A 21,085-nucleotide genomic window follows, 5' to 3' on the forward strand; every position below is an offset into this window, starting at 1 on the left:
GCGTAGCCACTTAGGCGCTGGGCTCGACGGTGGCGCCGGTGATTCCCGCGGTGGAGTCGATCACCGGGCGCATCTTCTTCTCCAAGGCCTCGTAGAACATGGACAGCGGGAACTCATCGTCCAGCACCTGGTCCGTCAGGCCGCGGGGTGCGCCGTCCAGCGGGAGCCCGCCCGGGCCCTTGGCCCACACGGAGGCGGGGTTGGGCGTCACGGTGGCGGAGACCAGTTCGTAGGCCGCCAGCCAGTGCGCCACCTTGGGGCGGTCGATGGAGCGCCAGTAAAGCTCCTCGATCTGCGCGCCCAGGGCGATCACGACGTCGGGCACGGATTCCCAGTCGATGGCCAGCTTGGTGTCGGTCCAGTGCAGCACGTGGTGCTGGTGCATCCAGGCAAAGAGTAGCTGGCCGCCCAGGCCGTCGTAGTTGCGCACGCGGCTGCCGGTGATGGCGAAGCGGAAGATCCGGTCAAAGATCACCGCGTACTGGACCAGCTTGGCCTGCCGGCGGGCATCGGGGGAGGCGGCGTCGTCATGCTCCACGCGGACGGACTCGCGGAAGGCGGTCAGGTCGCAGCGCAGTTCCTCCAGCGAGTACAGGAAGTACGGCATGCGCTGCTTGATCATGAACGGGTCGAAGGGCAGATCCCCGCGCATGTGCGTGCGGTCGTGGATCAGGTCCCACATGACGAAGGTTTCCTGGGCCAGGGCCTGGTTGTCCAGCAGCTCGGCGGCGTCGGCTGGGAGCTCCAGCGCCGTCACCTTGGCGGCGGCGCGCAGCACCCGGCGGAAGCGGGCGGCCTCGCGGTCCTGGAAGATGGCGCCCCAGGTGAAGGCGGGGGTCTCGCGCACTGCCACGCTCTCCGGGAACAGCACGGCGGAGTTGGTGTCGTAGCCCGGCGTGAAGTCGAGAAAGCGCAGCGGGACAAAGAGCTTGTTGGAGTAGTTGCCGGCCTCCAGCTCGCCGATGAATTCGGGCCAGATGACCTCCACCAGCACGGCCTCGACAAAGCGGTTGGTGCTGCCGTTCTGGGTGTACATCGGGAAGACCACCAGGTGGCCCAGGCCGTTCACCCGGTGCTCCTGCGGGGCGAAGGCCAGCAGTGAATCCAGGAAGTCCGGCACGCCCAGGCCTTCGGCGGCCCAACGGGTGAAGTCTGCCACCAGCAGGCGCAGGTACTCGGCGTCGTGCGGGAAGTTCGGGGCCAGCGCCTCGATGGCGTCGGTGATGGCGTTGATGTGGGCCATGGCCGCCGCATGGTCCCCGGCCTCCGGCACGGAACCGTCCTGGACCTGCAGCCCCTGCAGGGCGGTGGCGGCGGCCTTCAGGGACAGCCAGGCCGGGGTCTGGGCCAGGGCATCGTTGCCCCGGCTCGGTGTGTGCGTCGGTGCGTGCGCCGGCGCGGCGGCTGCGCTGGTGGTGCCCTGGGTGTCGAGTGCGGTGTTCACTATTTGCCACGTCCTTCGGTTCTCTGGCAGTGGCCGGCGCGGGGGATCCGCGGCGCCATTGGCTCTGGATTGAGCGTAGCAACAGAACAGCAGCACTTACGTTAATAGTAGCCGAGCATTAGAAACTGTAGTGCTCAGATGCATGGCTGAGCCGGGCTGGACCAGCGCTGGGAATGCTGGCACGCCCGGGACGCAAAATACCGCCGGGGACGCGTCCGAAAACGTGTCCCCGGCGGCATTCGGCCGCGCGGGTGCGCCTAGGCGTCCCCGGTGGGCCTGAGCTTGAGCGAGATGGAGTTGATGCAGAACCGCTGGTCCGTGGGGTTGTCGTACCCCTCGCCCTCAAAGACGTGGCCCAGGTGCGAGTCGCAGGTGGCGCAGCGGACCTCGATCCGCTCCATGCCCAAGGTCCGGTCATGGATGTACTTCACGGTGCCCTCGGCCAGCGGTGCCCAGAAGGACGGCCAGCCGCAGTGCGAATCGAACTTCTCGCCGCTGGTGAACAGTTCCGCGCCGCAGGCGCGGCATGCGTAGACGCCCTCGGTGTGGGTGTCTACGTATTCGCCGGTGTAGGGGCGCTCCGTGCCGGCCTTGCGCAGGACGGCAAACTCGTCGGGGGTGAGTTCCTCGTGCCACTGGGCATCGGTCTTTTCGACCCGGGCAACCGGGACAATGGAGGGAATCTTGCCTTCTTCGTGGGTGCTCATGGTTGCTTAACGCTCAGGAATCGCCAATGAATCCCGAGCCGGAGTACAAATGCAGCACCGGGAGCCCCAGCTTGTGCTGGGCCTGGCTGGCCCAGTCCTGCCGGAAGGTGTCGGCCAGGGCGTGCGGCCGCGTGACCACCACGGCCTGCCGGGCATCGGAGGCCTTGACCTCGGCCACCAGGGAATCCACGGCATTGCCCTCGGCCACCCGGCCGGTGACCATGGCGCCGGCGCCGCGCAGGGTGGACAGCGAGGCTTCCAGTATCTCGGAGGCCTCGGCGCGCACTGTGGAGGCATCGCGGTGTTCGCGCAGTTCCCGCAGCGCGCCGGGAAGGTCCAGCATCGTCAGCTGGTCCACAACATCCACCAGGAGGTTGCGCTTGGTGTCGGCGGGAACCAGCAGCACCAGCGCGACGTCGTCACCGTCGTCGTAGAGGCGCGTGATGTTGGCGGCATCGGCTGCCACCAAGGGTTCCTCGGTCAGGATGATGATCGAATCAGTCATGAGCCAAGAGTATGCCAGTGCACCGCCAGCAGCGCCGGTTTGTTGCACCATTTGTGTTGCAGAGTTCCCCTGCGGACCGGTGTGCCGCTCGACGGCGCCCACGGCTTGCGGACACAATGGAGGCATGGGAACTACGGTGGAATCTGCACGGAGCCCGTGGCTCAAATGGACGCTGCTCGCCGGCGCCACCGGCGCGGCCGGTGCGTCGCTGGTGGCCACCGCCACCTCGGCCCTGGCCGGGTACTTTGCGCGCAAGGTGGTCACCCCGGACAAGGTGCGCGAGGAGGACCTTGACATCCTGGCCGTCATCCCCGACGGCCAGCGGCTGCAGATCGTGCTGCCGGCCACCGCCGACACCACGGTGGAGGGCACCTACGGACTGTTCTTCGACGCCGGGGCTGGGCACGCCGTCGTCGGCTCCATCATTTCCTACGTCCCGCGGGAGGGCAGCGTCACGCGCGAGGTCCTGCGCGTGACGGCCGGCGATCTGCGGGCAGCCAAGCGCGGTTGGTGGTCCGGATCGATCTTCACCCACCCGGACCAGCTGGGCCTGGGCAGCGAGGACGTCACCATCGAGCTGCCCGGCGGCCCGGCCCCGGCCTGGCTCATCCGGGCCGAACCGGCACTGGCCACCTGGGCCGTCATGGTGCATGGCCGCGGCACCACGCGGATCGAGGGCCTGCGGGCCGTCCAGACGGCCCGGGGCCTGGGCATGAACTCGCTGTTGGTGTCCTACCGGAACGACGGCGACGCCGCGGCGGCGAACGACGGCCGCTATGGCCTGGGCGTCACCGAGTGGGCCGACATTGAGGCGGCCATCGACTATGCGCTGGCCCACGGCGCCAAGGACGTGGTGCTCTTCGGCTATTCCATGGGCGGAGCCATTGCCCTGCAGGCGGCGGACAGGAGCCGGCTGCGCAAGAGGATCCTGGCGCTGGTGCTGGACGCGCCGGTGATCAACTGGGTGGATGTGCTGGCGCACCAGGCCAAGCTCAACCGGCTGCCCGAGGCCGTGGGCCGGTACGGGCAGCTGATGCTCACCCACCCGCTGGGCCGGCGCATCACCGGGTTGGCCGCACCGGTGGATCTGAAGAGCATGGATTGGGTCAGCCGGGCCGTGGAGCTGCGCACGCCGACCTTGATCATCCACAGCATCGACGACGACTTTGTGCCTTACGGCCCGACGGCGGAGCTGGCACGCCGGAACCCGGAGATGGTCGAGTTCGAGCCGTTCAGCCACGCCCGGCACACCAAGGAATTCAATGTCGATCCGGGCCGGTGGGAGGCCGTGGTGGATGCCTGGCTGCGCCCGCGGCTGGGCTGCTATGATCTGCCGCGCGAGGGCGGGCGCGACGCCGGATAAGGGCTACGGGGCGCCGATGGCGGCGGTGCTGCCGTTCGTCAGGCGCAGCAGGTCGGCCGGGGCCAGTTCAAGGTCCAGCCCGCGGCGGCCGCCGGAGACGAAGATCGTCTCGAACCCCAGCGCGGAGGCGTCGACGACGGTGGGCGAGCCTTGGCGCTGGCCGAGCGGGGAAATCCCGCCCAGGACGTAGCCGGTGCGGCGCGCGGCGGCGGCGGGATCGGCCATGGCGGCCTTCTTGTGGCCCAGCGAGCCCGCCAGCGCCTTCAGGTCCAAGGTGCCGCTGACGGGGACCACTGCCACCACCAAAGTGCCGTTGACCTCCGCCATGAGGGTCTTGAACACCTGCCGCGGATCAATGCCCAGCACCTTGGCCGCTTCCAGGCCATAGTTGGAGACGGCGGGGTCGTGGGTGTACGGATGTGCCGTGAACGGCACCCCTGCAGCCAAAAGTGCTGCAGTGGCCGGTGTCCCGGCCGCCGCAGCACCCTTTGGTTTTGCTTTTGCCACCAACGCTTCGCTGACGCTACGTCGCGGTCCGCAGGCCGCCGGCAATCTTGCGCTTGATCCGGCCCAGCATGGCCGTCATGCCGCGCATGCGCAGCGGCGTGATGGCGCGGGTCAGGCCGAGCAGATGCGGCATGTCGTCCGGAACGGCGAGGATTTCCTCCGCCGTCAGCCCGTCCAGCCCGTCGAAGAGCACGGAGGCGAATCCGCGGGTGGTGGGTGCCTCCGGCGGGGCCTGGAAGTACAACCGGACGCGATCGCCGTCGTCGTGCTTCTCGGCCTCAACCGTCAAAAACAGCGGCGACTGGCATTCCACCACCTGCTCCAGCAGTTCCGGGTGGTCCTTCAACCGTTCCGGCAGCGGCGGCAGCGCGCGGGAGAACTCCAGCAGGAGCTGGAGCCGCTCCGGCTCGTCCAGCGCCTGGAAGTCTTCAACAATCTCCGCCAGCGCGGGCGGCAACTTGTAAGTAGTCATCACATCAAGCCTACTGAAGAAATGCGGGCACGGGGCCCGCATGACCCCTAGTTGCGGCCGGGAACCTCGCCGCGCTCGGTGCCCTTGACGATCGGGACGCGCACGGCGTTGCCCCACTCGGTCCAGGAACCGTCGTAGTTGCGGACGGTTTCGAAGCCCAGCAGGTACTTCAGGGCGAACCAGGTGTGGCTGGAGCGCTCACCGATGCGGCAGTAGGCCACCACGTCGTCGCCGGCGGCCAGGCCTGCCTCGCCCAGGTAGAGGGCTTCCAGCTCGCCGCGGCTGCGGTAGGTGCCATCCTCGGCTGCGGCGCGGGCCCACGGAATGGAGGCCGCAGTGGGGATGTGGCCGCCGCGCAGCGCCCCCTCTTCGGGGTAGGCGGGCATGTGGGTCCGAGCGCCGGAGTATTCCTCGGGCGAACGGACATCGATCAGCGGGTTGCCGAAGTGGGCCAGGACGTCGTCCTTGAAGGCGCGGATCGGGGCGTCGTTGCGCTCGACCTCGGGGTACGCGGCCTCAAGGACATCGGTCTTGTCGGTGGTGAGCTCGCGGCCCTCGGCGATCCACTTGTCGCGGCCGCCGTCGAGCAGGCGGACGTCCTCGTGGCCGAACAGAGTGAAGACCCACAGGGCGTAGGCGGCCCACCAGTTGGACTTGTCGCCGTAGATGACCACGGTGCTCTCGCGCGAGATGCCCTTGGCAGCGGCCAGCTTGGCGAAGGCGGCGCCGTCCACGTAGTCGCGGGTGACCTCGTCGTTCAGGTCCGTGTGCCAGTCGATCTTGACGGAGCCGGGGATGTGGCCGGTCTCATAGAGCAGCACGTCCTCGTCGGACTCCACCACGACAAGGTTGCCATCGGCAGCGGCACCGGAGGCCAGCGCGTCGGCGAGCCACTGGGTGGAGACCAGGCGCTCGGGGTGCGCGTACTCGGTGAACTTGGGGTTCGTTTCTACTGCAACAGCCATCGTGCCCTCACTTGTGGGTTGAAAAGTCCATAGCTTGGGGTGCGCAGCCGCGGGCGGCCACAGGACCCTCTTCTACCTCAGCGTAACGAGGGAGCCTGCCCAAAACTTCCCCACAGTAATCTTGCGCAACATCGCCGGGCCCGCCGCTGCCTCCGGGCCGGGTCCCGGTGCCGGGCGGGCCGCGGGTTGGCGGTATTCTTGCTGTGGCCCTCCTGCGCGGCCGCAACCCATTGTGCCCGCGCGGAACACCCCAATTCTGGTTTCAGACAGAGCAAACGATCGGACCCCCTTGGTACAGCTTGAGCAACTTTCCACCCGTATGCCGTCCTTGTCGGTGGACGAGCTGCTCAAGGGTTTCCACCCCTCGCCGCGCTTTGGCGAGGTGTCCTTTGCCAGCTACCGCCCGGACCCCGGCCAGCCCTCGCAGGCCGCCGCGGTCAGCGCACTGGAGGCCTTCGGGGCCGGCATTGCCGATGGCAAGGTGAGCGGGCTGCGCAAGTTCTTCGGTGGCAAGCCCAAGAAGAGCAACGGCCGGGCCGGCATCTACCTCGACGGCGGCTTCGGCGTCGGCAAGACCCACCTGCTCTCCTCGCTCTGGCACGCCGTCGAGGGCCCTAAGGCCTTTGGCACCTTTGTCGAGTACACCAACCTGGTGGGCGCGCTCTCCTTCCGCAAGACGGTGGAGGCGTTGAGCCACTACAAGCTGGTCTGCATCGACGAGTTTGAGCTGGACGATCCGGGCGACACCGTGCTGATGTCCCGGCTGATGCGCGAGCTCGCCGACGCCGGTGTGAAGCTGGCCGCCACCTCCAACACGCTGCCGGGTTCCCTGGGCGAGGGCCGTTTTGCCGCCGTCGACTTTGCCCGCGAGATCCAGGTCTTGGCGGACCAATTTGATGTCTTGCGGGTCGACGGCGAGGACTTCCGCCACCGCGGCCTGCCCACACCGCCCCAGCCGCTGCACAACAGCGACCTCGACGCGCGGATGAAGCGCGAGTTCGACGGCAAGACGGTTGCCGTTGACGATTTCGGCACGCTGGTCGAGCACCTCTCGGGTGTCCACCCCTCCCGCTACCGCCAGCTGCTGGCCGGCGTGGACGCCGTGGTGTGGCGCGATGTGAAGACCATCTCCGAGCAGTCCGTGGCCCTGCGCTTTGTGGTGCTGGCGGACCGCCTCTACGACAAGGACGTGCCGATCCTGGCCAGCGGCGTGCCGCTGGACCAGCTCTTCACTCCGGAGATGATGAACGGTGGCTATATGAAGAAGTACTTCCGCGCCGTTTCCCGTCTCACGGCCTTGGCGCGCGAGGCGCAGAACCACGAGGCCAGCTAGGCCCTCTTTCCGCCTGGCACCGGGGTCGTGGACCCGGCCGTGCCGGATCCGGCCGCTGCGTCGGACTCCGCCTCGGCGGCGGAACCGATGGACGGGCCCGCCGTATGGGCCGCCTCCTTGTGCCGGCTGGCGAGCAGCCAGCGGACCAGCAGGCCGGCCGCCAGCGCCCAGAAAGCCGCGCCGATGCCCGCGAAGCTGAGGCCCGACGCCGCCATCAGGAAGGTGACCACTGCGCCAATGCGCTCGTGCGGGTTCTGGAGCGCCGCGGCCACCGCCGAGGCCAGCGTGCCCAGCAGCGCCAGGCCGGCCACCGCCTCCACCAGCCCGGGCGGCGCGGCCGCCACCAGGCTCACCAGTGCCGCGGACGTGGCGGCCAGCACCAGATAGGCCCAGCCGGAGCTGAACGCGGCGATCCAGCGCCGCTTTGGATCGTGCCCGGCCTCCTCGCCGGCGGCCAGTGCGGCGCTCAGCGCGGCCAAGTTGATGGCGTGCCCGCCAAACGGCGCCCCGACGGCCGTGCCGATGCCCGTGACCACCATGGACGATTTCCAAGGCGTGGTGAACCCAAAGGACTTCAGCACGGCCACGCCCGGAATGTTCTGCGACGCCATGGTGACGATGAACAGTGGCAACGCAATGCCGGCCATCGCCTGCCAGCTGAAGGCCGGCGTCGTCCACTGTAGGGACGGCAGCAGCGGTGCGCCGCCCAGATCGGCTCCGGTGGCAGCGAGGTAGATGCCGATGACGGCCAGCGCGACGGCCAAAGCCACCGGCACCGCCCAGCGCGAGGCCAGCTTCATCATGAGCAGCCAGCTGATGATCACCGGCGCCACCAGCAGAGGAGTGGAACCGAGGGATTTGAAGGGTGCCAGGCAGAGCGGGAGCAGCACCCCGGCGAGCATTGCCTGGGCCAGGGCCACTGGGATCTTGCCGATCAGGGTGCCGAACGCCGGCACCAGACCGGTCAGCATGATCATTCCGCCCACTGCAAGGAACGCACCGACGGCGGCCGGCCAGCCGCCGTCGACCAACCCGGTGCTGGCCAGCAATGCCGCGCCCGGTGTGGACCACGCCAGCGTCACCGGCAGTTTGCTCCGCCACGAGAGCAGCAGCACACCCAGGCTGAACGTGATGGTCAGGGCCAACAGACCGGAGGCGGCCTGGGCATCCGTGGCGCCCACGGCCTTCAGTCCGGCCAAAACCACAGCAAACGACGAGGTGAACCCCACCAAGGCCGTGACGACACCGGCCACCACCTGCCGCGAGATGCCCCGCTCCGGAGAATGCGGCTGGGGCAGGCCACCCGTATTTGGCTCGGCTGCGGAGTGGGCGCTGTGGGGCATGGATGGATCCTTTTCGGTGGTGCTTGGTCTTGCCTATTTGGTACTTAACCGCCAAGAACGCCGGTGCCGCCTCTCGGCAGTACCGGCGTCCCCTTGACGCAATTCCTAGGGCGAAGGCTCTTAGGCCTGCTCCTCTGGTGCTTGGGCGTCTCCGCCCAGGCCGTCGACGAAGTTGGAGGCTGCGCTCTGAGCGCCATCGATCTGGTCCTTGAACTTGTCACCGGTCTTGTCGTCGATGAAATCGCCGGCCTTCTCGATGCCGTCCTTGACTACGTCCTCGTGGCCGTGAAGCAGTTGCTCGGCCTTGCCCTTGATGTCGTCAAAAATAGACACGGGCACCCCCCCCTCGCTCGGCGGAGCCATTTTGCCCCAACAACAGTGATACTAACCCCGCTTCGAATTCGAGCCAAGGGTTCACGGAATCCAATTTTTGGGGTGTGTCGCAGCTAACTGCCGTCCCGGTGCGGATGTGAAAAGCTGAAGTGGCCAGCAGGCACCCGGACGAGGTGCGCCGTACCCGGCCAGCGACAAGACGGCGTATGGAGGTTAGATGTGGCGTGGATTGTTTTGATCATTTCCGGATTGTTGGAGGCCGTTTGGGCCACCGCTCTGGGCAAGAGTGAGGGCTTCACGAAACTGGGCCCAAGCGTGGTCTTCGGCGTGGGGTTGGTGGCGAGCATGACCGGCCTGGCCTGGGCGATGCGGACCCTGCCCGTAGGCACGTCCTACGCCGTCTGGGTGGGCATCGGCGCCGCCCTGACGGTTGGCTATGCGATGGCCACAGGCGCCGAATCCGTCTCCCTGCTCAAGATCCTATTGGTGTTGGGCATCGTGGGCTGCGTGGTGGGCCTGAAGATCCTGCACTAGGCTCCAGTTTCCAAGCGGCGCCCGACCTAGAGGCTGTCCGGCCCTCTGTCTGGAGAGCGGTGCTGGTGGCTTCCACCCTGACTTGACCAATCAAGAGCCGCCGCAACGCCTCCAGCCAGTCGCCCCGCGCCGGACGCCGGGCCGCAGCCGCCGTGTAGCACTTCGCCTAGGCCAAGCCGGGCACCGTCCTTCGTGGCGGTGCCCCGACCCGGATGCCGTTCAGACTGCGTCGCCGGAAAGTCCCCTCGGGGGACTTTCCGGCGACGCAGTCTTGCGTTTGGAGACCATTCGCATTAACCGTCGAGCCACGGACCTGCGGGGCCGTGGAGCCGCGGGAGCCCGGGACCGCTGTGGTGCGTGGAGCATGCGTGAGATTTTGGGATGGCGCTGGAGCGCTCTGCCGTCCTTCGTCTTGCTCCGTGCCGTTCGCGGCACCAAGCGCGGTGCCGCCTCCTTGGTGCAGGTCCGGGTCGACGACGGCGTGGGTGGCCGTACTCCTTTCCCTCGGGGGTACAGGGCCATGCCTTGCAGTTCAGCCCTGTGTGCCGCTGGGTGGCCCGCATCGGGGAATCCGGGTGCAAGGTCGGTGCTGTGGACAAGTGTTCTAATAGTGTCGCCTGTGGAGGAAGTGTCAGTTGTTTAGTTGACTGGAAACACTTGTAGTCATGGAATTATTTTAGAAAATATATTCGATTATCATCTGGTGCTGTCGTCTATGCTGGCGTAAAATTGGGGCATGGCGGCAGCCCGGACGGAGCCGCAAGGGGCATCGGGGCCCCGCCTCAACGGCGATGGGGGAACCATGGCGGACCGCACGGCAGCACCAATACTGGGTGACGGTCCGGCCTCCGGGCGGGCCGGTGCCGGCGGCCCTGGCGCCTTTGCCGCTTCCCGCACGAACTCCCTGACCGCGGCCGGCATTGCCGGCTGGATCGAGGCCCTGTCGGGACCCATCGGCGCCGTTTCGCCCGTGGCCGCGGGGCCGGACGGTGCCACGGCTCGCTTCTCCGATGCCGCCGATGGTTCCCTGATGCGCGGGGCCGTGCCGGACGGGGTGGCGGGGCAGGCCCGCGCGGCTGGTTTCCGAGGCACCGGCCCCTCCGCCATGCCCACCCCGGAACCTGTCTTTGGCGGTGGCCCCGATGCCGGTGCCGCTGCGTCCGGCCCGTGCGCGGCCACCACTTCTTCTTCCCCCGCCGGCGCCGCCAGCGCCCCCGGTGCCGGCGCCGCCAGCGCCCCCGGTGCCGGTGCCGCTGCCCCCGGCCCGGCCGTGTCCGCGGTGTCCGCCGGTGCGGGCCTGATTGACCAGATCCGGGCGTTGGAGGAGCTCAAGGGCGCCGCCGCGGCCCGGCAGGCGGTCCTGGCGACCGTGTTCGACGGGCTGCAGCGGGCGGGGCAGGAGGCCTTGGGCGTGCCCGCCACACGGCTCGGGAAGGGTGTGGCGGAGCAGTTGGCGCTGGCGCGGCGGGACCCGCCGGCCCGGGGTGCCCGGCATCTGGGCCTGGCGAGGGTGTTGGTGCGGGAGATGCCGCACACCCTGCACGCCCTGTCGCTGGGGCGGATCACGGAGTGGCGGGCCACTTTGCTGGTGCGCGAGACCGCGTGCCTGTCGGTGCCGGACCGGATGGGCGTGGACGAGGCGGTGGCCGGGGACCTGGACGTCCTGGAATCCTTGAACGACCGGGCCCTGGTGGGGCGGGTGCGGGCGTTGGCGTACCGGGCGGACGCGGCCGGGTTCGTGGCCGCGCGGGAGCAGGCGGTGGGGGAGCGGACCGTGTCGTGCCGGCCGGCGCCGGGGGGAATGGTGTTCCTTTCGGCCCTGCTGCCGCTCAAGGCCGGGGTCAGTGCCCTGGCCGTCCTGGACCGGGAGGCGTCCTGGCTGCGGAACACCGGGGATCCGCGCAGCCGCGGCCAGGTCATGGCCGACACGCTCGTGGAACGGCTGACCGGTGCCGCTGAGGCGGCCAACACGGTGGTCGAGGTCCAGCTGGTGGTCACGGACGGGGCGCTGTTCGCCAACGGGGACGACCCGGCCTACCTGCCCGGGTACGGGGTAATCCCGGCCGCGGACGCGCGCCGCCTCGCCACCCCCGCCGCCGACAGCGGCAGCAACGGTCCAACTGCCGGCTCCGCGACAGGTGGAGGCGCGGACGGAGCCGGGGGCGGCGCAGCCGCAGCCCCCTCTGCAGCCCCCTCCGCCGGCAGCGCCAAGGGCAGCGCCGGTGCGGCCACTGCCGCGGGCCCCGCCGCCGGTGGTCCTGCGGTTCCGGGGGCGGTGTTGGGGGCGTCGGACCGGGTGCGGATCCGGCGGCTGTTCACCGCCCCGGGCACCGGGGAGCTGGTCGGCATGGATTCGAGGGCGCGCCGGTTCCCGGCCTCGCTGCAGCGCTTCATTAGGGCCCGGGACCAGGTCTGTAGGACCCCGTGGTGCGGGGCGCCGATCCGGCATGCGGACCACGTCACAGCGTGGGCCGGCGGAGGGCCCACGTCCCTGGCCAACGGCCAGGGGTTGTGCGAACGGTGCAACCAGACCAAGGAACTTCAGGGCTGGGCCGCGGCAGTCATCGCCGGTCCCCGGCACACGGTGGTGACGACCACCCCGACCGGGCATTCCTACACGAGCACCGCGCCGCCGCTGCCGGGCACGCCTCCGCCCGGGACGCCGTCGTGGTTTCCGGCCGGGCAGGACGTACCGGAAGGGCTGGACGGGCTGCCGGACGTCCTTCCGGGGGCGCCGGGGCAAGGTGCCGGGTTCGTGGACGCGTACGGATCCCCGGCATCGCCCGGGTTCCCGTACCCGTCCTTTGTCCTGCTGGACCCGCCGCCGCCCTTTGATCCGCTGGACCCGGGCTTCCCGGACCCTGGTGCCGGCTGGGATGCCGGCCGGCCCGACGGGGCCTCGCTCGAGGAGGACGCGGCCCTGCTGGCCGGGTCCGAGGACTGGGACTGGATGGTCCTGCGGCCGCAACGCGACAGCACGAGCAACGCCCAACGCAGCGGACGGCGCAGCCAGCTCAACCGCAGCAGGAGGCGGCAGCGCTGGGCGGTCAGGGTAGGGGTGACGACGAGCCTCGGGGTGGGCCCGTCCACCGGCAACGCATAAGTCATCCAGGCTTGGCCGTCCGCGACCAACGGTGGTGACCCTCGACAAAGAGATAGGCCGGCCCTTTCGCCCTCTGTGCTTATGGCAGCTGCAACTCGGACATACCCAATTGCTGTCGCGGAAAAGGCCAGTCCCGCAGCCGATTGCGGGCCGGATCGGAGGATAGTGTCCAATCCGGAACGCTCTATTGGTGACATACCCCCTGGGGGTATGATTCAGGTACTGGTGCGGGAGACGGCTTCGGCGCCTGCGGAACGGTCGGGAGGTTTCCCATGATCTTGAAGCAGTACTACATAGACTGCCTCTCGCAGGGCTCCTATCTGGTGGGGGATGAGTCGAGCGGGCAAGCCGTGGTGGTGGACCCCCGCCGGGACATCCTTGAATACCTGGCGGACGCGGCAGCCAACGGCCTTCGGATTGTTGGCGTCATCAATACGCACTTCCACGCAGACTTTGTGGCCGGCCATCTGGAACTGGCCGAGGCCACCGGTGCCTGGATCGGCTATGGCAGCAAAGCCGCCACCGAATACCCGATCCGCACCTTTGCCCACGGGGAGCGCGTGTCACTGGGTGAGGTCGAACTTGAGATCCTCGAGACGCCGGGCCACACCTGGGAATCAATTTCCGTCCTCGTCCGTGAGCATGCGGGGGATCCGGTCCCGTATGCCGTGCTGACCGGCGATGCCCTGTTTGTTGGCGACGTCGGCCGGCCGGATCTGGCGGCCTGTGTTGGCGCCGATCCGGGCGAACTGGCCCGGGCCCTATACGGCTCCCTGCACAATGTGCTGATGGCCTTGCCTGATGCGGTCCGCGTGATGCCCGCCCATGGTGCCGGATCGGCCTGCGGCAAGAACCTGTCGGAGGAGCGTGAGTCCACCATTGGGGTGCAGCGGGCCACCAACCCGTCCCTGGCGCCCATGGCCGTGGAGGACTTTGTGGAAATGCTCGCCACGGGCCAGCCGGCCATTCCGCACTATTTTTCCACCGACGCACTTCTCAACCGGAATAATCGGGGCGTCATGGAGCAGATCCCCGCCGTACGGGAACTTTGCCCGGCCGACGTCGGGGCACTGGTGGATGCCGGCGCCATCATCTTGGACACCCGGAGCCCGAGGAGTTTCGCGGCTGGGCACCTGCCCGGCTCGCTGAATGTTGGCCTTGATGGACGCTTCGCCGAGACCGCGGGCATGGTTCTGGACTCTGCCGATGTGATCGTCTTGGTCACTGCTGCCGGCAGAGAGTCGGAGGCCGCGCTGAGGCTTGGCCGGATTGGCTACGACGGCGTGGCCGGCTACCTGGACGCGTCAGGGGCTGGATTCGCCGCGTTGGGGCATTCATTGGTCGCTGCCCGGCGGATTGCCGCGGCGGACCTTGGGTCCACGGCATCCCGGGAACTCGCCGTCGTCCTCGATGTCCGCAACCCGGGGGAGCGGGAGGCCGGGTCCATCCCGGGCTCCGTGCATATTCCGCTGGCGGAGCTTTCCGGCCGCTTCGCGGAACTGCCCGCCGACCGGCCGGTCATTGTCCACTGTGCCAGTGGTTGGCGTTCCAGCGTGGCGGCCAGCCTGCTGGCCCGGCATGGTTTCACGGACGTGTCCGACGTCGGCGGCGGCTACAACGCGTGGGCGGCACTGGATCCCGCTGCCCCATAGGCGGCAACTGCACCAGGGATTCGGGGTGGATCGCACGGGCCTACCGCGCCGGGCAAAGCAAAAGGCCCTCCGGACAGCGTTTCCGCTGGCTGGAGGGCCTTCTCTTTTGGTGGGCGATACTGGGTTCGAACCAGTGACCTCTTCGGTGTGAACGAAGCGCGCTACCACTGCGCCAATCGCCCGTAGGAAGACATAGTGGGCAATCACTTTTTCCTTCGTGATGCCCGCCGTTCCTGCGTGCTCAAAAAGCGTAACCGAAAGTTTCCCAAGTGCATAATCGGCGGCCCGGCCGTGTCGCAGCGACCGGATGCGCGCCTTGTTCCGGCGCCTTGAGCGAATGGGCCCACCCCTTGTGCTGGAGCTGGGAAGGGCTGGCACTTCGGTGCAGCAGCCTGCGCGTAGGGGAACGCGGTGGGCGGTGCAGAGGTTGCTTTGAATCGCCCCACACAGGGAACCCTCCAATGCGGAGTGCGCGTAAGGTGCCGAGCGGGAACGCGGCGGGCGGGGCGGGGGCCGCCGTCCCGCGCGCGCCGATGCATATGGGGGTGCCTGGTGGTGCCCGACGGCGGTGTGCCGGAAGCCTGCTCCCAACAAAGCGGGCCCGCGCCGCCTCCCCGCCTGTGCTGTTGATGCGGCTGTGGGTGCGGCGCGCTGGCAATCGCCATTCATCACCCACAAATGCGGGAAAACCGCCAGGATCCGGGCAATTGACGGGAGTGAAGGAAGAATCCGCCCTGGAATGTGGCGCAGGCAACATCGGCAAAATGGCTCGAAAGTGCCGGATTTGGCCCAAATCGGCCGGTAAATCACAACCATGTAATACACATCGTATTGGGCAAAATCCGCGCCAATGCTGGGATCCGGGCGGGTCGGGGCTGTCGCGGAGGGCCCGGAAGGCCGCTCGATTTGGTGGTTCGGGAAATGGTCGGGTACAGTTTTCAACGCAAGGAACACGGCAGACCGGTTCGAAAGAAACCGGGAAGCAAAGTTCCTTCTGCGGATGTGGCTCAGTGGTAGAGCATCACCTTGCCAAGGTGAGGGTCGCGAGTTCGAATCTCGTCATCCGCTCGCAGAACACTGTCTTAGTGTGTTTGCATCCGGCCTCCTGTAAGGATGCCGAATGCGGACTGCTAGCATGGTGGGGTGGCCGAGAGGCGAGGCAACGGCCTGCAAAGCCGTGTACACGGGTTCGAATCCCGTTCCCACCTCCAGCTCTTGGCGGTTTGCAAATCCCATTGCAGAATGGGCGATTGGCGCAGCGGTAGCGCGCTTCCCTGACACGGAAGAGGTCACTGGTTCGATCCCAGTATCGCCCACTCAACAGGACGAAAGTCCAGCGTTGAACCTGGTTCTCGATTGGTTATCGGGAATGCAATCAGGTAAAGTGGTACAGCATCAACATGCGGATGTGGCTCAGTGGTAGAGCATCACCTTGCCAAGGTGAGGGTCGCGAGTTCGAATCTCGTCATCCGCTCGTATGAAAAGCAGACTGCCGGACTCCTTGGGGTCCGGCAGTTTTGCACAGGCGGGGAAACCCGTTCTGGGCGATTGGCGCAGCGGTAGCGCGCTTCCCTGACACGGAAGAGGTCACTGGTTCGATCCCAGTATCGCCCACCAAAACACAGAGGGAACCACCTGCGGGTGGTTCCCTCTGTGTTTAACCCCAGCCCACCGCCGTCGCAGGCTTCCGGGCCGCCCTCCCGGTGGAACCGTGTCGTTGGCTAATGGAATAGTGGATGCATGACTAGCCCCGCTTTGGCCCACTCCACGGAATTCGGCCGGATGTACGCCCGCTCGCTGACGGAGGCGCCCCTGGTCCCGTCCATCACCACTGTGATCTCCCAGCAGGCCATCAGCCTGGATGGCTGGATCGGCTACATGGCCGCCACCGCCATGGCCCAGCACCCCAAGCTGTCCGACGCCGCCGGCAGCCCGGGTGCACTGAAGGCCCTCGTCCGGGAATCCAGCAACGCCGCCGAGCAATTCCGGGACTCCGCTGCCGCCCGCGGGGACCGCGTGCACAATTACTGCGAGCAGGTCTCCCTGCGTGAGCTCGGCATGCCGCACCAGATGAAGGAGGCGCGCGAGGTTCTGGCCCAAAACGGCGAGGAGGCCTACGCGGCCCGCTTTGATGCGTGGTGGCAGGAATACGAGGTCAAGCCCGTGGCTCCGGAGCTGACGGTGTGGAACACGGAGGTGGGTTACGCCGGCACCCTTGACCTGGTGGCCACCATCGGCGGACGGCTGTGCCTGATCGACTACAAGACCAAGGGGACGGACCGCAACGGCCAGGTGAAGCCGCTGGATGCCAAAGTGGTCATGCAGCTGGTGGCAGGCATGAAGGCGGAGGAGTCCATCGTGGACGCCGCGGCCGGCAATTGGGAGCAGTGGAAGTACGGCACGGATCCCATCCTGCTGGGTGTGGCCATTGGCGAAACCGAGGTCCGTGCCATGCGGGCCAATCCGGACGTCCTCAAGCACCACTGGTTCAAGTTCTGTGCCCTGCGCCGTGTCTGGCAGACGTCGATGGATGCCGCCGGCGCCGGCCAGGCGCTGTTTCCCATTGCTCCGCCCGGAAAATAGAGCCGCCGGCGGCACTGCCAACTAGACTTAGGAGCCAAGTAGTTGCGCGCTGTCGTTAACGCGGCCCGCGCCCGCCAATTCCACAGTGAGGACACCGGCATGGCCATCCTGAGCATTCGCATCATCGGGGACCCGGTATTGAGGACAGTTGCCGAGGACGTGACCGAGTTTGGCCCCGAACTGGCCAAGCTCATCGAGGACATGGTGGAGACCATGGTGGATGTGCAGGGCGCCGGCCTGGCCGCTCCGCAGATCGGCGTCGGCAAGCGCGTCTTCACCTACTCGGTGGACGGGCACAGCGGCCATGTGGTCAACCCCGTGGTCGCGGCCAGCGATGACTTCCAGCCCGACGTGCCCGAGGGCTGCCTGTCGGTGCCGGGGCTGGGCTTCAGCGTCCGCCGCCCGCGCTGGGTGCGCCTGACGGGCGTGGACATGCACGGCACGCCGCTGGACCTGGAGGCCACCGGCATGCTGGCCCGCTGCTTCGTCCACGAAACCGACCACCTGGACGGCAAGCTGTACGTGGACCGCCTCGAGGGCGAAGACCGCAAGAAGGCCATGCAGGCCATCCGCAACGCCAACTACGATTCCGTGGCCGAGCGGACCACCACCAAGCGCGCACGCACGGTGGAGTCCAGCTTCGGCGGCCTGGGGGCACGTGCGTGAAGGTTCTTTTTGCCGGCACGCCTTCGGTGGCCGTGCCGAGCCTTGACGTGCTCATCGGCGCCGGGTTCGACGTCGTCGCCGTCCTGACCCGCCCTGACGCGCCGATCGGCCGCAAGCGCGTGCTGACGCCCTCGCCCGTGGCCGCCCGTGCGGCGGAGCTGGGCATTGCGGTGATCAAGGCCTCAAAGATCGACGACGACGCCCGTGCCGCGATTGCCGCTGCCAAGCCAGATGTCGCCGCCATTGTGGCCTATGGTGCGCTGATTCCGCCCGCCGGGCTGGCCATCCCGGAGCACGGCTGGATCAACCTGCACTTCTCCCTGCTGCCGGCCTGGCGCGGGGCCGCCCCGGTGCAGCATGCCGTGATCCACGGCGACGAAATCACCGGTGCCTCCACCTTCCTGCTGGAGGAGGGGCTGGACACCGGCCCCGTCTATGGCACCATGACCGAGGCCATCCTGGCGCAGGACACCAGTTCGGTGCTGCTGGAACGTCTCTCGCACAGCGGCGCCGTGCTGCTGGCACAGACCCTGACCGGCATCGGTGCCGGCATGGTCACGGGTGTGCCGCAGCGCGGCGAGGTCACGCTGGCCCCCAAACTTGGCCTGGAGGATGGGCACGTGGACTGGGCCCGGCCCGCCCTGGCCATCAACCGGCAGATCCGCGGCGTCACCAGCGAGCCCGGCGCCTGGACCATGCACCAGGGCGCCCGCTTCAAGCTGGGCCCGGTGGCCCCGAGGCCCGACGCCGGTGATCTGGCCCCGGGGCACCTCGCCTTCGAGGGCAAGTCCGTCCTGGTGGGCACCGGATCGCATCCGGTGGAACTGGGCCAGGTCCAGCCCGCCGGCAAGAAAGCAATGAACGCAGTGGACTGGGCCCGAGGCCTGGCAACAAAGGAAGATGTGGTGTTTGAATGAGCAGCTCGACGGGCGGCCGCGGCAATGAACGCGGTGGCAGCAACCGCGGCAATGCCGGCAGTGGCGGCAACGGCGGGGGGCAGCGCGGCGGCGGTTCCGGCGGCGGAGCGAGCCCGGATGGCGGAGGTGCGTCCGGCATGAAGCGCCGCGACGCGGCCGGCCGTGAGCGCAACCGCAGCACCACCCGCAGCTTCACGGCCTCGGCCCCGGGCCAGCGCACCCGTGCGGCGGACCCCGCCCGGTTGGTGGCCTTCGAGGTGCTGCGCGCGGTCTCGGGTGAGGACGCGTACGCCAACCTGGTGCTGCCGTCGCGGATCCGGGCGCACCGGCTGGACAAGCGCGACGCCGGTTTCGCCACCGAGCTGAGCTATGGCGCGCTGCGCGCCCAGGGCACGTACGACGCCATTCTGGCCCGCTGTGTGGACCGTCCGCTCAAGGACCTTGACCCGGCCATCCTGGATGCCCTCCGCCTGGGCGTCCACCAGCTGGTGGCCATGCGCGTTCCGGCGCACGCGGCCCTGGACCAGACCGTGGGCCTGGCCCGCGCCGTCATCGGTGCCGGCCCGTCGGCTCTGATCAACGCCGTGCTGCGCAAGGTGAGCGCCCTTGACCTCGCCGGCTGGGTGGCGCTGCTGACCGAGGGCCAGAGCGACGCCGTCAAGGTCGCCGCCATCGAGCACGCCCACCCGGAGTGGATTGTGCGCGCCCTGCGCCAGTCCCTGGTGGGCCACGGCCGCGATGTTTCCGAGATCACGGCGCTGCTGGAGGCGGACAACGCCGCCCCCGTGGTGAACCTGGTGGCGCTGCCCGGCCTGGGTTCGCTGGATGAAGCGCTGGAGGCCGGTTTCACCCCCGGGCCGCTGGTGGCGGATTCCGCCCTGTCCACCGGTGGCGATCCGGGCCGGCTGGCGAGCATCCGCGACGGCAGCGTCCGTGTCCAGGACGTGGGCTCGCAACTGGTGGCGCGCGCCCTGGCCGCGGCCGAGGTCTCAAGCGCCAGGAACGACGGCGGCGAACGCTGGCTGGACCTGTGCGCCGGCCCCGGCGGCAAGGCCGCCCTGCTCGCCGCCCTGGCCGCCGAATCCGGCGCCACGCTGCTGGCCAACGAGCCCGCGCCGCACCGCGCCAAGCTGGTCTCCCAGGCCCTGGCCGCCGTGCCGCGCGAGGCCTGGACGGTGCGCACCGGCGACGGTCGCGAGGTGGGCACCGAGTCGCCCGAAACCTTCGACCGTGTGCTGGTGGACGCCCCCTGCACCGGGCTCGGCGCCCTGCGCCGCCGGCCGGAATCTCGCTGGCGCCGCAAGCTCTCCGACGTCTCGGAGCTCGGGCCGCTGCAGCGCGAGCTGCTCGAATCGGCCATCGCCGCCGTGAAGCCCGGGGGAGTGGTGGCCTACGTGACGTGCTCACCGCATCCGGCGGAGACCACCGCCGTCGTCGAAGACCTGCTGCGCAAGCACAAGGGCCTGACGCTGCTGGACGCCGGCGAGGCGCTGGACTCCGTGGCACTGGGCTCGGTGGTCCAGGCCGGAGGCCTCAAATCCGGCCACGACAAGATGGCCCAGCTGTGGCCGCATCTGCACCAGACCGACGCCATGTTCCTGGCACTCATCCTTAAGGAAGGCTAGCCCTATGACTGCCAACGCCCGCTGCTGCATCAACCCCAGCATCCTCTCCGCGGACTTTGTGAACCTGCAGGCCGAGCTGGACCGGATCTCCACCGCCGACGCTGTGCATGTGGATGTCATGGACAACCACTTCGTGCCCAACCTGACCATCGGACTGCCGGTGGTGGAGCGGATAGCTCAGGTCAGCCCGGTGCCGTTGGACGTGCACCTGATGATCGCCGACGTCGACCGCTGGGCCCCGTCCTACGCCGACGCCGGCGTGCACAGCGTGACGTTCCATGTGGAGGCCTCCAACGCACCGATCAAGCTGGCCCGGGAGCTGCGTGCGCGCGGATCCAAGGCGGGCATGGCACTGCGCCCGGCCACGCCGGTGGAGCCGTACCTGGACATGCTGGACGAGCTGGACATGCTGCTGATCATGACGGTGGAGCCGGGCTTTGGCGGGCAGTCCTTCCTGGATGTCACCTTGCCCAAGATCCGCCGGGCCCGCGCCGCCATCGAGGGCTCGGGCGCCAGCGTGGCCATCCAGGTGGACGGCGGCATCACGGCTGAGACCATCACCCGCGCCGCGGAGGCCGGTGCCAGCATCTTCGTGGCCGGCTCCGCCGTCTACGGTGCAGCGGACCCGGCACAGGCCATCGAGGCGTTGCGGGCCAAGGGCCAGCTGGCGCTGGGCTGACCCGGCGCTGCCGTGCCGCGGCCCATTGGCGCCGCCGATGGAGTCCATCTGTTACTTCCATGGAATAACTGTGACGGCCACTGAGTCGGCAGTGGCATAATGATTTTGTACTAACGTGCTCCGGGGTCGGTGTAAGTCCGAACCGGCGGTTATAGTCCGCGACCCGAAAGCATCCAGGCTGGCAACGGCTGGGGTGTGGACGGTTGAACCGGTGGAATTCCGGTACCGACAGTTAAAGTCTGGATGGGAGAAGCACGTACAGTCTTGGCCTGCCTTGGCCGGGGCGCCCTTTGGGGCACCCTGTCCGCGGAGGGTCCTGCTGTCGTTACCCCCGGAGCCATCGCGGTCTTCGGA

Annotated in this window: 18 protein-coding genes, 6 tRNA genes and 2 riboswitches; of the genes, 15 read left to right on the plus strand and 9 right to left on the minus strand. The window is 68.3% G+C overall.

All coding sequences use genetic code 11. The features are described 5' to 3' along the window. Positions 1-10: 10 nt before the first annotated feature. The 3 genes from ACQCSX_RS00930 to ACQCSX_RS00940 form a co-directional block, all read right to left on the minus strand. Complete coding sequence (locus ACQCSX_RS00930) at positions 11-1,444, minus strand: DUF6421 family protein (protein WP_427017264.1); 1,434 nt, start codon at positions 1,442-1,444, stop codon at positions 11-13. Positions 1,445-1,701: 257 nt separating this feature from the next. After that, the gene (gene msrB, locus ACQCSX_RS00935; RefSeq protein WP_427017265.1) at positions 1,702-2,151 is read right to left on the minus strand and encodes a peptide-methionine (R)-S-oxide reductase MsrB; all 450 of its coding nucleotides are present in this window, start codon (positions 2,149-2,151) and stop codon (positions 1,702-1,704) included. 13 nt (positions 2,152-2,164) lie between these two features. Next, positions 2,165-2,656: a hypothetical protein gene (locus tag ACQCSX_RS00940; protein ID WP_427017266.1), complete on the minus strand. Its 492-nt coding sequence runs from the start codon at positions 2,654-2,656 to the stop codon at positions 2,165-2,167. Positions 2,657-2,780: 124 nt separating this feature from the next. Between ACQCSX_RS00940 and ACQCSX_RS00945 the strand changes: the two genes are divergently transcribed. Beyond that, entirely contained in the window at positions 2,781-4,019 is a 1,239-nt protein-coding gene (locus ACQCSX_RS00945) for an alpha/beta hydrolase (RefSeq protein ID WP_427017267.1), read from the plus strand. Between the two features lie 3 nt (positions 4,020-4,022). On the opposite strand, the gene ybaK is transcribed toward ACQCSX_RS00945, so the two are convergent. The 3 genes from ybaK to ACQCSX_RS00960 are packed head-to-tail and all read right to left on the minus strand — an operon-like array spanning position 4,023 to position 5,963. Next, positions 4,023-4,526, minus strand: coding sequence for a Cys-tRNA(Pro) deacylase (ybaK, locus tag ACQCSX_RS00950; protein ID WP_427017268.1), 504 nt, complete (start codon positions 4,524-4,526; stop codon positions 4,023-4,025). A 16-nt stretch (positions 4,527-4,542) separates the two neighbouring features. Continuing rightward, complete coding sequence (locus ACQCSX_RS00955; RefSeq protein WP_427017269.1) at positions 4,543-4,998, minus strand: SufE family protein; 456 nt, start codon at positions 4,996-4,998, stop codon at positions 4,543-4,545. A gap of 47 nt (positions 4,999-5,045) precedes the next feature. Then, positions 5,046-5,963, minus strand: a complete 918-nt coding sequence (locus ACQCSX_RS00960; RefSeq protein ID WP_427017270.1) for a sulfurtransferase — start codon at positions 5,961-5,963, stop codon at positions 5,046-5,048. 289 nt (positions 5,964-6,252) lie between these two features. On the opposite strand from ACQCSX_RS00960, the gene zapE reads away from it, so the two are divergent. Further along, a complete protein-coding gene (zapE, locus tag ACQCSX_RS00965) occupies positions 6,253-7,296 on the plus strand; it encodes a cell division protein ZapE (protein ID WP_427017271.1) in 1,044 nt (347 codons plus the stop codon). Here the strand turns inward: zapE and ACQCSX_RS00970 are convergent. Then, entirely contained in the window at positions 7,293-8,639 is a 1,347-nt protein-coding gene (locus tag ACQCSX_RS00970) for a benzoate/H(+) symporter BenE family transporter (RefSeq protein WP_427017272.1), read from the minus strand. The two genes, zapE and ACQCSX_RS00970, sit on opposite strands and share 4 nt — an antisense overlap. 120 nt (positions 8,640-8,759) lie before the next feature. Further along, positions 8,760-8,972, minus strand: coding sequence for an antitoxin (locus ACQCSX_RS00975; protein WP_427017273.1), 213 nt, complete (start codon positions 8,970-8,972; stop codon positions 8,760-8,762). Positions 8,973-9,119: 147 nt separating this feature from the next. Continuing rightward, a riboswitch (guanidine-III (ykkC-III) riboswitch) is annotated at positions 9,120-9,181 on the plus strand. 10 nt (positions 9,182-9,191) lie between these two features. Between ACQCSX_RS00975 and ACQCSX_RS00980 the strand changes: the two genes are divergently transcribed. The 3 genes from ACQCSX_RS00980 (at position 9,192) to ACQCSX_RS00990 (ending at position 14,261) form a co-directional block, all read left to right on the plus strand. After that, positions 9,192-9,506 (plus strand): DMT family transporter, encoded by a 315-nt coding sequence (locus ACQCSX_RS00980; protein ID WP_427017274.1) that lies wholly within the window; start codon positions 9,192-9,194, stop codon positions 9,504-9,506. Positions 9,507-10,242: 736 nt separating this feature from the next. Next, on the plus strand, positions 10,243-12,609 hold the full coding sequence (locus ACQCSX_RS00985; RefSeq protein ID WP_427017275.1) for an HNH endonuclease: 2,367 nt from the start codon (positions 10,243-10,245) through the stop codon (positions 12,607-12,609). Between the two features lie 272 nt (positions 12,610-12,881). After that, positions 12,882-14,261, plus strand: coding sequence for a rhodanese-like domain-containing protein (locus ACQCSX_RS00990; RefSeq protein ID WP_427017276.1), 1,380 nt, complete (start codon positions 12,882-12,884; stop codon positions 14,259-14,261). A 107-nt stretch (positions 14,262-14,368) separates the two neighbouring features. On the opposite strand, the gene ACQCSX_RS00995 is transcribed toward ACQCSX_RS00990, so the two are convergent. Then, a tRNA-Val gene (locus ACQCSX_RS00995) sits at positions 14,369-14,443 on the minus strand. 814 nt (positions 14,444-15,257) lie between these two features. Between ACQCSX_RS00995 and ACQCSX_RS01000 the strand changes: the two genes are divergently transcribed. From ACQCSX_RS01000 to rpe, 10 genes are all read left to right on the plus strand, one after another. After that, positions 15,258-15,329, plus strand: a tRNA-Gly gene (locus ACQCSX_RS01000). A gap of 69 nt (positions 15,330-15,398) precedes the next feature. Then, positions 15,399-15,472: transfer RNA gene (locus ACQCSX_RS01005), tRNA-Cys, on the plus strand. A 33-nt stretch (positions 15,473-15,505) separates the two neighbouring features. Beyond that, positions 15,506-15,577: transfer RNA gene (locus ACQCSX_RS01010), tRNA-Val, on the plus strand. 86 nt (positions 15,578-15,663) lie between these two features. Then, a tRNA-Gly gene (locus tag ACQCSX_RS01015) sits at positions 15,664-15,735 on the plus strand. 68 nt (positions 15,736-15,803) lie between these two features. Continuing rightward, a tRNA-Val gene (locus ACQCSX_RS01020) sits at positions 15,804-15,878 on the plus strand. Between the two features lie 123 nt (positions 15,879-16,001). Beyond that, positions 16,002-16,844: a cytochrome gene (locus tag ACQCSX_RS01025; protein ID WP_427017277.1), complete on the plus strand. Its 843-nt coding sequence runs from the start codon at positions 16,002-16,004 to the stop codon at positions 16,842-16,844. A gap of 99 nt (positions 16,845-16,943) precedes the next feature. Then, a complete protein-coding gene (gene def / locus ACQCSX_RS01030; RefSeq protein WP_427018935.1) occupies positions 16,944-17,510 on the plus strand; it encodes a peptide deformylase in 567 nt (188 codons plus the stop codon). Beyond that, complete coding sequence (locus ACQCSX_RS01035; RefSeq protein ID WP_427017278.1) at positions 17,507-18,427, plus strand: methionyl-tRNA formyltransferase; 921 nt, start codon at positions 17,507-17,509, stop codon at positions 18,425-18,427. Before def ends, ACQCSX_RS01035 begins: the two co-directional genes overlap by 4 nt. Then, on the plus strand, positions 18,424-20,052 hold the full coding sequence (locus ACQCSX_RS01040) for an RsmB/NOP family class I SAM-dependent RNA methyltransferase (protein ID WP_427017279.1): 1,629 nt from the start codon (positions 18,424-18,426) through the stop codon (positions 20,050-20,052). The genes ACQCSX_RS01035 and ACQCSX_RS01040 overlap by 4 nt, the downstream gene beginning before the upstream one ends. Before the next feature lie 4 nt (positions 20,053-20,056). Then, positions 20,057-20,731, plus strand: a complete 675-nt coding sequence (rpe, locus tag ACQCSX_RS01045) for a ribulose-phosphate 3-epimerase (protein WP_427017280.1) — start codon at positions 20,057-20,059, stop codon at positions 20,729-20,731. Positions 20,732-20,842: 111 nt separating this feature from the next. Beyond that, positions 20,843-20,991, plus strand: a riboswitch (FMN riboswitch). Positions 20,992-21,085 lie beyond the last annotated feature (94 nt).

Source organism: Pseudarthrobacter sp. P1 (assembly GCF_050156935.1).
In the GTDB taxonomy this organism is placed as follows: Bacteria; Actinomycetota; Actinomycetes; order Actinomycetales; family Micrococcaceae; genus Specibacter.